Annotated in this window: 12 protein-coding genes; 4 read left to right on the forward strand and 8 right to left on the reverse strand. The window is 59.9% G+C overall.

The window, feature by feature from the left end; genetic code table 11:
- Positions 1–497 precede the first annotated feature (497 nt).
- Positions 498–1,412: a ParB/Srx family N-terminal domain-containing protein gene (locus tag JFU58_RS27925; protein WP_177070678.1), complete on the reverse strand. Its 915-nt coding sequence runs from the start codon at positions 1,410–1,412 to the stop codon at positions 498–500.
- A 149-nt stretch (positions 1,413–1,561) separates the two neighbouring features.
- On the opposite strand from JFU58_RS27925, the gene JFU58_RS27930 reads away from it, so the two are divergent.
- The 3 genes from JFU58_RS27930 to JFU58_RS27940 all read left to right on the forward strand — a co-directional run bounded on the left by JFU58_RS27930 (position 1,562) and on the right by JFU58_RS27940 (position 2,987).
- On the forward strand, positions 1,562–1,936 hold the full coding sequence (locus JFU58_RS27930; RefSeq protein WP_003210675.1) for a YajD family HNH nuclease: 375 nt from the start codon (positions 1,562–1,564) through the stop codon (positions 1,934–1,936).
- A 163-nt stretch (positions 1,937–2,099) separates the two neighbouring features.
- Complete coding sequence (locus tag JFU58_RS27935; protein WP_063032537.1) at positions 2,100–2,567, forward strand: RNA methyltransferase; 468 nt, start codon at positions 2,100–2,102, stop codon at positions 2,565–2,567.
- A 69-nt stretch (positions 2,568–2,636) separates the two neighbouring features.
- The gene (locus JFU58_RS27940; protein WP_063032538.1) at positions 2,637–2,987 is read left to right on the forward strand and encodes a YgaP family membrane protein; all 351 of its coding nucleotides are present in this window, start codon (positions 2,637–2,639) and stop codon (positions 2,985–2,987) included.
- Positions 2,988–3,093: 106 nt separating this feature from the next.
- Here JFU58_RS27940 and JFU58_RS27945 read toward each other — a convergent pair whose 3' ends face one another.
- Together JFU58_RS27945 and JFU58_RS27950 are read right to left on the reverse strand one after the other, a co-directional pair.
- Positions 3,094–4,329 carry a hypothetical protein gene (locus JFU58_RS27945; RefSeq protein ID WP_201142844.1) on the reverse strand — a complete coding sequence of 412 codons (1,236 nt, stop codon included), beginning with the start codon at positions 4,327–4,329 and terminating at the stop codon, positions 3,094–3,096.
- 12 nt (positions 4,330–4,341) lie between these two features.
- Entirely contained in the window at positions 4,342–4,791 is a 450-nt protein-coding gene (locus JFU58_RS27950; protein ID WP_010176530.1) for a YcgN family cysteine cluster protein, read from the reverse strand.
- A 152-nt stretch (positions 4,792–4,943) separates the two neighbouring features.
- On the opposite strand from JFU58_RS27950, the gene JFU58_RS27955 reads away from it, so the two are divergent.
- Positions 4,944–5,543 carry a nitroreductase family protein gene (locus JFU58_RS27955; RefSeq protein WP_063032540.1) on the forward strand — a complete coding sequence of 200 codons (600 nt, stop codon included), beginning with the start codon at positions 4,944–4,946 and terminating at the stop codon, positions 5,541–5,543.
- A gap of 76 nt (positions 5,544–5,619) precedes the next feature.
- On the opposite strand, the gene JFU58_RS27960 is transcribed toward JFU58_RS27955, so the two are convergent.
- The 5 genes from JFU58_RS27960 to JFU58_RS27980 all read right to left on the reverse strand — a co-directional run bounded on the left by JFU58_RS27960 (position 5,620) and on the right by JFU58_RS27980 (position 12,460).
- Positions 5,620–9,093: an OspG family effector kinase gene (locus tag JFU58_RS27960; protein ID WP_201142845.1), complete on the reverse strand. Its 3,474-nt coding sequence runs from the start codon at positions 9,091–9,093 to the stop codon at positions 5,620–5,622.
- Positions 9,094–9,214: 121 nt separating this feature from the next.
- Entirely contained in the window at positions 9,215–10,147 is a 933-nt protein-coding gene (locus JFU58_RS27965; RefSeq protein ID WP_201142846.1) for a D-2-hydroxyacid dehydrogenase, read from the reverse strand.
- A gap of 116 nt (positions 10,148–10,263) precedes the next feature.
- Entirely contained in the window at positions 10,264–10,557 is a 294-nt protein-coding gene (locus JFU58_RS27970) for a YcgL domain-containing protein (RefSeq protein ID WP_003210667.1), read from the reverse strand.
- Entirely contained in the window at positions 10,554–11,687 is a 1,134-nt protein-coding gene (gene rnd / locus JFU58_RS27975; RefSeq protein ID WP_063032544.1) for a ribonuclease D, read from the reverse strand. The genes JFU58_RS27970 and rnd overlap by 4 nt, the downstream gene beginning before the upstream one ends.
- Positions 11,688–11,809: 122 nt before the next feature.
- Positions 11,810–12,460, reverse strand: coding sequence for a class I SAM-dependent methyltransferase (locus JFU58_RS27980; protein ID WP_093200667.1), 651 nt, complete (start codon positions 12,458–12,460; stop codon positions 11,810–11,812).
- Positions 12,461–12,566: the final 106 nt, after the last annotated feature.

The following is a 12,566-nucleotide window of genomic DNA, read 5'->3' on the forward strand; positions in this document are numbered from 1 at the left end:
AACATCAGAAGTTTATTAACGAGCGCCACAACTTCATAACTTACGCAGGACAATGAGCCTGAACCTTCAAGTTATATAAGCAGGGCAGCTCGTCGAATTTTTTATTGTTCGTACGACGATCATCAGACACTTCAACCTACCCGACTTCGGTTATTTGAAGCAGCGCGCTCTGGACGAGCGACTCTGATTTGAAACGCCACAACATCCGCCACATGGGGTTGATATCGTGAAGGGGAACCCGGTTGACGGGAAACTAACAGTCGTCAGGAAAGACCTGAGGCATTGAACATCTGGCGCTACTGCAGAACACACTAACGGCAGCTGGCCAAGAGGCGCCACATTAAAGAAACCGGCAACGTTAGTCCAACACTTTATTACCCAAATCCTATTTAAATCCCCGAGGGCATTTAAATCAATATTTGCCCGACCATTACTGTATATTCAGCCGTTATACGCCCGACAGAAACGGCGCCAGGCCGCCCCTGTCGGTTCGTCACTTACTTGCTCCTGCTGTCGATAACGTAGGGCACTTTCTTCTTGAAGGTGTCATCCAGCTCTTTGCGGTTGAGTGAAGTAAATCCCCCTAACTGCCCGGCGTTGAAGCCGCTGTCCCCTACCGGCGCATCGGGCGCCAGACTGACCATGCGCTTGGCTAGCGCTTCGATGGCCTTTTCATACCCGCCCTGCTTGTTCAGGTTGAACGCGCTCAGGTCAATCTGCGTGCGCAACCACCCTCCCCAGTAAAACTCCAGGAATTCCGGCACTACCGCGCCAGAGGTCGGCTTGCCGTAGGATGCCTTGCGGGAGAAATACACCAGGCTGCGGAACATATCGTCGCCCAGATCCTTGAAACCCAGGTGCGCCGGAATCTGCTCAGGGGTGATGGTTTTGCCCTGGCCGTCCTTGAGCCAGACCTTGCGCCCCTGCTCCATGCGCTTCCAGAACGTAGCCAGGTCAGGGCTGTCACTGAAGTTATCAGTGACCCGCACCCACATTTTCAGTCTGGCGCCGGCCCCTGGCTGCTCCCACAACGTGCTGAACGAATGGTGGCCGTCAGTGAGGTACAGCTGGCCAGCAGGGCCGACCACCACGGTTTTCATGTCCGCCGGGTGAGTCCCCACCGGGTCTTTGCAGGTAAAGCTGCCTGGTTTATGCAGGTCGGCATCTTTAGGCACCTTGCTGGCTTCACCCTGGCCATTGGTTTCACAGTATTCGTCGAACACCTTCTTGGGTGATTCGGCAAACACCCCCAGCTTGTAATAGATCTGATCAAAGCCGATCACCGCCTGGGTAGGGTGGAGCTGCTCCAGCGCCACATCAATCACCTGGCCCGGCTGGGGCGTGGAAAACGCCTGGGCTTGGACGCTGACGGCGAATAACAGCAACGCCCACCATCCTGTATGCATCCGCATGAGTACCGCTCCTTATGAATTCAGTTCGCCGATACTACAAACAATCCCCACCACCTGCGCGTACTGCAGCTGAAAAAGCCGGAGGTTTATTACCCCGCAAGCAGCTAGAATCAACGCTATCCGTGATCCACTAAAAGACAGGAGCCATGATGAGCTCGACCAACCCGCCCTCCCACACCGCCAAGCTGGATCGCATCCTCGCCGATGCCCAGCGCGACCGGGAAATGGGCTACCGCGACAAAGCCCTGAAGATGTACCCCCACGTGTGCGGCCGCTGCGCCCGTGAATTCGCCGGCAAGCGCCTGAGCGAACTGACCGTGCACCACCGTAACCACAACCATGATGACAATCCCCAGGACGGCTCCAACTGGGAGTTGCTGTGCCTGTATTGCCACGACAACGAACACTCGCGCTATACCGACCAGCAGTATTTCGGCGAAGGCTCCACCAGCAGCCCGACGATTGCCAAGGCGACGCATAACCCGTTTGCGGCGTTGGCCGGGTTGATGAAGAAAGACGACTGAGTATCTTCGCTGAATGTGACGGCCTCATCGCGGGTAAGCCCGGCTCCCACAGGGGATTGCATTCCAAATGTGGGAGCCGGGCTTGCCCGCGATAGCGATCGCCCAAGCAATACATTAGCCCGAGGCCGTATAATCGCCGCTTTTCTCGAAGGCACCCTTTCCCGTGGGCAATAAACGCTACAGCTGCATCGGTCTGTATAACCCCAAATCCCCCGAAAACGTCGGTTCGGTGATGCGCGCCGCCGGCTGCTACGGCGTGGCCTCGGTGTTCTACACCGGCAAGCGCTATGAGCGGGCCCGGGACTTTATTACCGACACCAAGAAGGTCCACCACGACATTCCGCTAATCGGTATCGACGACCTGAAAAAGATCCTGCCCCTGGGCTGCATCCCCGTCGCCGTCGAGCTGGTGGAAGGCGCCCGCCCTCTCCCCGAATACACCCACCCCGACCGCGCACTGTATATCTTCGGCCCGGAAGACGGCTCCCTGGACAAGGAGATTCGTGACTGGTGTGAAGACGTGGTCTACATCCCGACCACCGGTTGCATGAACCTTGCCGCCACCGTCAACGTGGTGCTTTACGACCGCCTGGCCAAGGGCAACAACACCCGCTCAGGCCCCAAATACTGATTTTCCGGGAACATCCGCGCCCTGTGTGCAGTCAGCTGCATATCAATAAGCCCTTGTTGGAGACAGATCATGAGCGACAGCAAAACCTTGCGACCCGTTATCCGGTCCACACCGTTCGAGCGCCAACCCACGCAAAACGTCCAGGGCTGGGAACGCATCGGCTCCCTGGCCGGCGGCGTGGTGATGATGGGCAAAGGCCTGCGCCGTGGTGGCTTTTTCGGTTTGATCCAGGTGGCGATTGGCGGCGTGGCCCTGGCACGCGGGATCAGCGGGCACAGCTCGGCGAAAGAGTTGCTGGAGCGCAGCCGCCAGGAAATGAACACCGTGCGGACCAAGATTGAACGCGCCGGTGAGGAATTGAAAAACCTCAAGACCAAGGCTGAAGTGGCGGCTGAAAACGCCAGCAAAACTGTGGGTTAACCTCGATCAAATGTGGGAGCGGGCTTGCTCGCGAAAGCGGAGTGTCAGTCACTGAATGTGTTTCTGATACATCGTATTCGCGAGCAAGCCCGCTCCCACCTTGGTTTCAGTGCAGCAGTTTAGTATCGAGTACTACCGACGACTCGCCAATAATGCTCTCCCCCAGCTGCACAAACTCCTTTGTGCTGATGCTGTTCATGCGCATCACCGCCTGGGTCAAATCATCCAGCGAACGCTTGTTGTGGGTTTTCACACGAATCTCGCGGTCCAGCTCCTGCAACAACACCACTGCCCGTGACACCGTCGCGCCACTGGCGTGCTCGACCCGCAGGGTGGTCACGTCCCTGCCTTCCTTGGCCAGCCGGGTCTGGAGCGCGGCATAGCGGTCGTCACTGATGCCGCCCGCACGGCGCATCAATTCAATGGCGTAGTACTGCGCCAAACCTTCGCTGATCCAGTCGCTGCCCTGCTGGTCGTTGAAGCGACCGATGGCCTGCACCACTTCGCGGATAAACGGGCTGCTGCCGTTTTCGCTGACCAGCGGTGTTCGGCTGTTGAGGTAGATCGAGTCCCGCGCCGAGTACGCACCGCGCCGCATCGGGTCACTGGCGCCCACCACCAGGAGTTTCGCCGGGTGCCGCGGGAATGCCGCTTGCACTTGCGGCCAGACAAACGTCAGCAAGGTCAGCACATCCAAGCGATGCATGCCCTGCCCTTTGGGCGACGCCACGGTGATTTCGGTTTCCCCCAGGCGCATCCTGCGGCTGCCCAACGTACCCGCGAGCATCCAGCCGGTGGGCCGGTCAAACAGGCGGGAAACATTATCGATGCGGAATTTGTTCTTGCCGATGCGCGGCCAGGACGTCTCGACGCTTTTCCAGCCGGCGGGCAGTTCAAACACCAGGCGCGACACCAGTTCAATGCCGTCCTGCTGATCCAGGCGCGCGGTGGGCACCAGGTCTTCGCCACGAAACAGCGCCCAGCCAGGGGTCATGCGTGCTTCGTAAACGCCCTTCTTGCGGGCGTGGGTCAGGCGAACGCGGTAGGTCAGGCTGGCCTTGTCGGCACTGGGTTGCCACAGACCACGGCTGGCGCCCGGCGTATTGCCCGGCATCACTTGCCACTGGCCATCGGCCTTGAAATCGCTGTAGTCGCCGTCGCGGCCCAGGTCGAAGTTGAGGCTGCGCACCGCCGAGCCCTGGGACAGGCTCAGGCGCACCTCTGCCTGATCACTTTGGGGCAGCAGCTTGACGTGGTAGTCCAAGTCGACTTTCTTCGCCCAAGCCGACGTACTCAATGCCAATAACAGCAGGCTTGCCGCCAGCCTGGCTCCAACCGTCATACACACTCCTTCTCAGCCCGCGCGAAAAATCAGGTAATCCTCCCAGTCATCCTCAGGCACGCTGCCTTCGCTGAGCATGCGTCCGGACTGGGAAATGCGTTCCTGGTGCACGGCGTCGCGATCGCCGCAGACGAGGTGATGCCACAGCGGCAAGTCCTTGCGCTCACTCACCAACCGGTAACCGCAGGTAGGCGGCAGCCATTTGAACTGGTCGGCCTGCCCCGGAGTGAGCTGGATGCAATCGGGCACCGAGTCGCGACGGTTGGGGTAATCGGTGCACTGGCAGGTTTTCAGGTCCAGCAGTTTGCAGGCGATACGCGTGTAGTAGACGCTGTTGTCGTCTTCATCCTCGAGCTTTTGCAGGCAGCACAGGCCGCAGCCGTCGCACAACGACTCCCACTCATCCTGGTCGAGTTGTTCGAGGGTTTTGCGGATCCAGAAAGGTTCGACTTTGGCGGCCATGGCTCTACATCAATATCGGTATGTTAAAAGGCCGCCAGTCTAGTGCCCATGGCTCCCGGGGCCAAGCGCTTACGACTGTCGGTACAACAAGACTTGTCAGCCATCCGGCGGCGAAGTAGTTTTGAACCCCGTTTTTCATCAGGATCAGCCCAATGAGCAGCAACCCTCGCGTCGCCGACTACCCGATCCACCCACAATTCACCGACCGCTGGTCGCCGCGCGCCTTCACCGGCGAAAGCATCCCGGTGGAGACCCTGTTGAGCTTCTTCGAAGCCGCGCGCTGGTCCCCTTCGGCCTACAACTCTCAGCCATGGCGTTTTCTCTACGCCCGTCGCGACACGCCAAACTGGGAGCGTTTCCTGGGCCTGCTGAACGAATTCAACCGTGGCTGGGCGCAGCATGCCTCGGCCCTGGTAATCGTCGCGTCGAAGACGACCTTCACCGTCCCCGGCGCCACCGAAGAAACCCCGGCGCTGTGGCACACCTTTGACACCGGCTCGGCCTGGGGCCACCTGGCGCTGCAAGCCAGCCTCAGCGGCTGGCACACCCACGGCATGGCCGGTTTCGACCAGGAGCTGACCCGCAAGGAACTGAAGATTCCTGAAGGTTACGCCCTGCACGCAGCCGTGGCGATTGGCAAGTTGGGGGACAAGTCGACCCTGCCCGACTACCTGCAAGCCCGGGAAACCCCGAGCCCGCGTCGTCCATTGAACGAGCTGGTGTCCGAAGGCGACTTCAATCACCAGGACTGACACGCTCTGACAACCCTTGACGGTCGCTTCAAAACCCTGCTGCCATCACAGCAGGGTGCACCCGCCACAAGTGTAGCTACGCCTTGGCGATCAGCGCGTAATAGGCCCTGCGCAGCTCGTCTCTATCACGCTTGTACAAACTGGCGAGAAACGGTGTCATGTCTTCAAGCCCGTTGGCGTTCAAGTCCACTGGATAAATTTTATTATCCCTCGCCGAATACAGGAAATTGCTCAGCTGCAGATCGTTGTGGTAAAGATTTTTCTGCTCCATACGCCGAAACGCGTCATCCAGTAAAAGCCGCGCCTCTGGGGGCAAACTTCCCCTCGCCAGGGTATTAACATCCACCCCGTCCAGTTTGCCCATTTTCAAATAACGACGACCATCCTCAAGTATCGTCGTTGCAAAGCCGTCACCGTAATAGCTGTTCAGGCACAGGGTCTCGTTATCGACAAAGTCGTCGGCAGCCGTCATGGATGAAGGGCCATAGTCCTTATAAACACTTTTACCGTCGAGACTTTCGTAGATCGTCCCCTCGCCGCCTCCGCCAATTTTTGGGCCCAGGTCCGATGCCACCGAAGGCGGGTTGCCGCCGCGGGCACCCAGGCGCTGCCATTGGTCCCCCTGAAGGTGCTGCACCAACAGCGGCGTTTGCCGGTTGTTGTGATAAATCCGTGCCTGCACGGCACCGTCGGCGGTGCGAGTCACTTGCCGTACTTCGTAGACCGCCGTGTTGCCGGCGGTATCGGTATGGCGGATATGAGACACGTGACCGTCTGCCGCCGCATAGATCCCCTGACTGTCGCGCGCAAGCCCGGAAATGTTCGATTCAGCCACGCCGTAGTCGCCAAACAACCGGTTGTTCAGGGCGCTGCCTGACTCGGCAGGCCTCGTGATAATCGCGCCATCCATCGCACTCGTTTTTGCGGTGAAACCTTCAAGCGGGCTGCCGTACGGCCGCATCCTATGCACATCAAACGCATACCATCGACCGTTCTGGAGTACCGCACCTCCATCAACGTTTTGCCCCGCGACCTTGAAAGTACCCGTCGCCGCTGCGTCATGGTGTTTGCTGGCCGCTTTCAACAGGTCATAGCTGCCACTCGCGCCCTTGAGCTTGTTGACCACCTCTGCACCCGTCGCGCGTACAAGGTTGGCGCCTTTGCCCAGCAGCCGGGCACCGCCGGCGACCAGATCGCTGAAGCCATCCAACGGGTTGAATGCCTGAATGGCCGCCACACCGATGACCTTTGCCACTTGAATGGCCTTGGCGGCAGCGCTGGCGACCTTGGCCCCCGCCTTCGTCACTTTCGCCGCCACACCCGCGCCCGCCGTGACGAAACCAAACACATCCAGCGCCAGGTCACTGGCACCTTCCAGGTGGTTGCCCTTGGAAAAGTTCGCAATGGCTGACCTAAGCGGAATCAGGTCGAGAAAAAAGTTGGTGACGTTCCACTCGGTTGCCATCTGCTTATCGAACGAGGTCACGCCCCGGGCATAAGCCTTGACGTCATCACTGTCGAGATCGAGGTGCTCAACAAAAGCGTCGGCGATGTGCTGCGTTCGCGTACTGGAAAAACTGATGGGCGGCGTCGATAAGCCCGCCTGGTTTTTCGGGCCAAGGGCAGCCTCATTCACGGCCTTGGGATTGAAGTGTTCCGTCTTGAACGTTTTGTTGGCTTGCCGCTCTCGTTTTGTTGTTAATTCAGAAGCTGGCACCGCGCTGATAGCAGCTGCTTTCAAGTCAATTTCATAAACGGTGTCGCCATTTCTTCCGGTCGCCTTGACCCACAACTTATTGTCCGCCCCCCGCCTTTTTTTTGAGGTGAAGTCGACGCCAAGTTCATAGGTGTTTTTCTGAAAAAACTCGAGTTTTCCAAACTCAAGGTTTTCTCTGTCGGCCAATGGAAGTGTTGCGACAAGGTGCCTGATAGCGCTGCGAACCCCTTGCTTGCGAGAGGCGATCGCTTGCTCGAACTGTTCGTTGAAGACTTTGTTCACGCCGAAATCAAGGCGCTTGCCTTTGATCGCCTCTGCAATGTGCGGGTCCCTGCTTTCCCATGTGTAGTGGCCAAGTCCGCTCATGGCGATGTCCAGCAACGAGTAAAGCCCGGCGGGTGCCCGGTTCGGATCGTAAAGCGGTTGGGCTGACGGTTGTTTCGAGTCAACGACCTTCAGTCGTTTCTCTTCAAAGGGTACATGCTCGCCAAACCGCTCTTTCAGGTGGACCAGTGCAATGTCTTTACGGCTTGGGATATCGGCTTCCAATAACCCGGTAGCCGCAAGCGTCAACTTCAGTTGTGCGTTGAATGCCGTCCTTGCACGGTCTATCTCGACGTCGCTGTAACTGTCACTGGGCTGCCGAGTGACAATCCCGTTGGCCACGCCCCAATCCACCAATGCCGCCTTCTGTGCGTGTTCGGCGGCCGCTCGATTCGTCACGATCGCGTTTTCAGCGCTGGACATGACCTGGGCAAAGTTCATGTGCGCCACCTTCCCGGGGAACTGCGCTTCTATGGCCGCAGCTGCGACCGCGAGGCTTACCCAGGCCGGGCTGCCGTAAGTCACGCGGTCGGGAATGCCCTTGATCAAAAACTCGGGGGCCTTTCGTGCCAGTAACAAATAGGCGCCGGCCTTGGCCATCTCGGGACTGGTCTTGTAATTTTCGTGCAGGTAAGTGCTCAGGCGCTCGAGCACTGTCGAAGCCGGCCTGCCCCAGTGGGCGTGTTGCGCGAGGTCGAAACCTGCCACATGGTTTCGGTGCGGCGCCGTAATGGACTCGGGGTCCAGCAGCAGGTGGATTGCGCTCAGTGCATATTCGTTCACGCTGGTATCGGTTGCGACGCCCCCGAGCTGATCCTGGATGGCTTGCCCCAGTGCCTGCCCGCGGGTGGAGCTGACGAGGGTTTCGAGTGCCTTGGCAGGATCAGCCAATGCCTCGTCCGACAACGGCCGGTTCGCGTTCAGATATTCCAGTATACCCACGCTTGCGCCGATGTGCGGTGCATTGGGGTTCTGGCTGCCATGGTCGGTAGCCGCCGCCAGCACCCTGCGCTGTTCACCGGCGCTCATGGGAACAGGCCAGGACAACCCGCCGCCAAAATTGCCGAGCGGATGCTCCAGTGCCCTGTCACTCACCGCGTGGGCATGACCGGTCAGTTGAAAATGATTGGTGGGCAACCCCAAGCCGATACGTCTGAGAAAGGTCTCTACCGTCGCCGCTTTACCCGCCCGGATCGGGTAGGACGAGTCGGGGTGTATTTGCATCGGTGTCGTTTGCAGCGCGGCCAGCACCGCTTGAGGGCTGGCATTCACGCCAAGACGGCTGGCGATTTCGTTGAGCTTCTGGCCCAGTGTCCGCAGATTCTCGCGGTCGCCCAACGCCGCGGTGAGACCGGATTGCCGGGGGACTGGCGCGCGGGCCTGCGCGTTGAAATCGGCCGCGGCGACCAGAGCAGAGGGCAATAGAGGGAGCGCCGCCGGCTCGGTGGAAAGCAAGGAAAGTTGTGGAGTGACCCGTGGAGGGAGAGACACAGTGCCAGCATTCAACATGAGAATGTACCCATCTAAAGAGGGGTACGAGACTCACATACGACCTGTAAAACCGACATCTGATTAGTGTTTGCAGAAATTTGTAAACGCCCGGCAACATGCCTGCCGGGTTAGCACACTATCAGTAACCGCGCTCGAAACTCACTTCCCCGCGCAACGTTTCCTGCGCCTGATACGCCCGCAAATTCTCGACAAACAACTGCACCATCATCCCCGGCGAAGTCGGCGCCGAGCTGTGGCCGGTGAGCAGCAAGCCCCAGGCGGTCCAGAACGGATGGCGTTGGGGCAATGGCTCCTGACGGCAAACGTCAATCACCGCGCCGGCCAGATGGCCTTCCTTCAACGCTTCCACCAGGTCCGCATCGACCACCGCTACACCGCGCCCGACGTTGATAAACAACCCGGTCGGCTTGAATTGCTTGAACAACGCGGCGTCGTACAAATCATGGGTGTTCGGCGTGTTGGGCAGCAGGTTGACCACATAGTCCACCTCGCCCACCAGGCGCGGTAACTCTTCGAGCCCGGCGACTTCGATAAACGGCGCCTGCTCGCGGGCTTCGCTGGCGATGCCATACAACTCAACACCAAACGGCAGCAGGAATTGCGCAACGCTACGGCCGATATCGCCGGTACCGACGATCAGCACCTTGCGCCCCGCCAGGCTCTGGCCCATGCGGTTATCCCACTTGCGCTCAACCTGGCTGACCAGCCGCGCCAGCACTTCACGCTCATGGCCGAGCATGTAAGTCAGCACGTATTCGGCCATCACCTGGCCAAAAATGCCTACGGCGCGGGTCAGGCGATAATCCCGGGGCAGGCCTTCGGCCAGCAGCGGCGTGATGCCGGCCCAGGTGGACTGCAGCCATTGTGGCTGGTGGCCCTGGCGCAGCAAGGTGGCCAGCAGGTCCGGCTGGCCCAGCCACACCGGGCAATCGACCGCCAGGCGCGACAATTCGGCGGAGTCGCCGCTGGTCATGACCTCAAGGTCCGGCGCCGCTTCGCGCAGCAGCCGGGCGTACAGCGGGTGATCGTGTTCAGCAATCAGAACGCGCATGGTTCAAACCTTTCAAAAACACTGCAGGCGGCCGCCGGCGCAGTTCGCTGTCCGTTGCGGCCACCGCCAAAAATTGAATTCCATTGATGATGTGCCCCGGAAGGGGCACTGACCGATCACATCGGGTCATTACGTCGCAGCAGCTCTTCGGGCAAGTGTTCGATGTACTCGTCCTCGGCCGGCGGCATTTGCAGGTGGTAACCCTGCTTTTCGAGGTTCTCCAGAACCACGGTGATGTCCTCGCGGGACAGCTTGCGCTCCGGGCTCAGCACCAGGTCAAAGGCATGGTGCGGCTTGCCGAAGGCAGCCAGCAGACTTTCCGGCACGCGCTCCAGTGCATCGCTTTTCAGCACGTAGAGGTACATCTCGTTTCGTTTGAGGCTGCGATAGATGGAGCAAATACGTTTCAAGGCTGTTCTCCGGCAGTGGCCAGGCTGTCGAGCAGCGCCTGGCCCATCAATTCGCGGCGCCAGCCACGCAGCGAATCTGGCAATTGGTATGGCCCCTCGGGGTAGCCGCTCTTGACCAGGGCTTCTAGGGTTTTCTTGCGCAGCATCAGTTCCGGCGCCATGTCCAGGCGTTCAGCCTCGGCCTGGCCCAGGGCGCGCAGTTGCTTGATCAGCGTGGCGGCGTCCACCGGCAATGGCTCGGCAACCGCCGGTGGCCATTGGTCCATGGGGACGCTACCGGCACGCTTGATCAGGCCCAGCAGGAACTCGCCGTCCTGGCGCACCGTGCGCGGGTGCATGTCTTCGATCTTGCCCAACGCGGCGAGGTTATCCGGCTGGGATTTGGCCAGGGGCCATAACGAGTGTTCACGAATGATCCGGTTGCGCGGCAGGTCCCGGGCGCGGGCTTGCTGTTCACGCCAGGCGCACAGTTCGCGCAATACCGCGAGTTGGGCACGAGACAGTTTCCAGGCCAGCTTGGCGTCGCGGTAGACCTCATACGGGTCGACTTCACGGCGCAGGTTGGCCACCAGTTCGGCACCATCTTCCAGGACCCAGGCGTATTTGTCGTCGGACAGTTTAGGGCGCAGGCGTGTGTAGACCTCCGCCAGGTGCACCGCGTCTTCGGCGGCGTAGCTGATTTGCGTCTCGGACAACGGCCGCTGTAGCCAGTCCGAGCGGGTTTCACCCTTGGGCAGGTCGATATCGAGGACGGCTTGCACCAACCGCGAATAGCCCATGGAAAAACCGAGGTTCAGGTAGGCCGCCGCCAGTTGCGTGTCGAACAACGGCACCGGCAGGCTACCAGTCAGGCGCAGCAACACTTCCAGGTCTTCGCTGCAGGCGTGCACCACCTTGATCACCGCCGGGTTTTCCAGCAAGGCGGCCAAGGGTTGCCAGTTGTCGATGGTCAGGGGGTCGATCAGGTAAGCGCGAACGCCATCACCAATCTGGATCAGCCCGGCAATGGGATAAAAGGTGTCGACCCGCATGAATTCGGTGTCGAGGGCGACGAATGGCAACTGCTGCCATTCGGCGCAGTGCTGGCCGAGGCTATCGTTGTCGCAGATCCAGTGAATATCGATGGCCACACGGCTCTCCCTTGAAGAATGGCGCGCAGTATATATCGCGAAAGGGAGTTGCGAGCATTCGCAGTACAGCATCCGCCATGAAAACTCTTACAGGAGCTGAAGAATAGTCCGACAGCCGGCGCTTATCCTCTCTTGCGCAGGACGTACACGCGCCACATGGCCGAGCCGGGCAGGAATTCCTGTTGATTGAGGACCTTGAAACCGGCCTGGCGAAACTCCGCTTCCACCTGCGCCCGATGGCTGGTAACTGCCGCCAGTGCGGGCTGCACAGCCCGGTAGCCGCTGTCACTGTTGACCGAGACGATCACCGTGTCACGGCTCACCCGGTGAAACTCCCCGAGCAGGGCCAGGCGCCCTTCTGGCGTGGGCACATGGCGAAACAACTCCAGGCAAAAAATGCAATCCACCGCGTTGGCCGACAGGCCGATGGAAAACGCCGAGCCCTGGAAGGTCTTGATCCGCTTGAGCAAGCCCGGCGCGTGGTGAGTGCGGGCGTGGTCGAGCATGTCCTGGGAGTTGTCCGACGCGAGGATCACCCGGTTGCTGTGCTCGGCCAGCACTGGCCAAAACCGCCCGGTACCGCATGCCAGGTCGAGGATCAGCCCCGGCTCGCCGGCGATTTTCAGCGCGCGGCGCACCAACCGCTCATCGCGCCATAACCCCAGGCGCCGCAGCAGACCCGGCGGACGTGTGTCCGCGCAGACCCGGGCATGCTCCTGGCCTGTGCGTTCGGCAAATTCAATCTCGATGGAAGACGGCGGTTGCGACGGCATCACACGACTCTGTTAATGGATCAGACATTCGCAGCTTAACCACTGGCTCGTGAAAAAAAGGTCGAAGGATTGTTCACCGTTCATACCGATCCAGTATCCAGCGCGC

The organism is Pseudomonas sp. TH34 (genome assembly GCF_016650865.1).
GTDB classification, from domain to species: Bacteria; Pseudomonadota; Gammaproteobacteria; order Pseudomonadales; family Pseudomonadaceae; genus Aquipseudomonas; species Aquipseudomonas yamanorum.

Bases quoted from the DNA above. Each gene is read 5' to 3' on its own strand.
- JFU58_RS27965 (WP_201142846.1), bottom strand. From the start codon at position 10,147: ATGCGCGTTCTGATTGCTGAACACGATCACCCGCTGTACGCCCGGCTG.
- JFU58_RS27925 (WP_177070678.1), bottom strand. From the start codon at position 1,412: ATGCGGATGCATACAGGATGGTGGGCGTTGCTGTTATTCGCCGTCAGC.
- JFU58_RS27955 (WP_063032540.1), top strand. From the start codon at position 4,944: ATGAGCAGCAACCCTCGCGTCGCCGACTACCCGATCCACCCACAATTC.
- JFU58_RS27980 (WP_093200667.1), bottom strand. From the start codon at position 12,460: ATGCCGTCGCAACCGCCGTCTTCCATCGAGATTGAATTTGCCGAACGC.
- JFU58_RS27940 (WP_063032538.1), top strand. From the start codon at position 2,637: ATGAGCGACAGCAAAACCTTGCGACCCGTTATCCGGTCCACACCGTTC.
- JFU58_RS27960 (WP_201142845.1), bottom strand. From the start codon at position 9,093: ATGTTGAATGCTGGCACTGTGTCTCTCCCTCCACGGGTCACTCCACAA.
- JFU58_RS27950 (WP_010176530.1), bottom strand. From the start codon at position 4,791: ATGGCCGCCAAAGTCGAACCTTTCTGGATCCGCAAAACCCTCGAACAA.
- JFU58_RS27930 (WP_003210675.1), top strand. From the start codon at position 1,562: ATGAGCTCGACCAACCCGCCCTCCCACACCGCCAAGCTGGATCGCATC.
- JFU58_RS27945 (WP_201142844.1), bottom strand. From the start codon at position 4,329: ATGACGGTTGGAGCCAGGCTGGCGGCAAGCCTGCTGTTATTGGCATTG.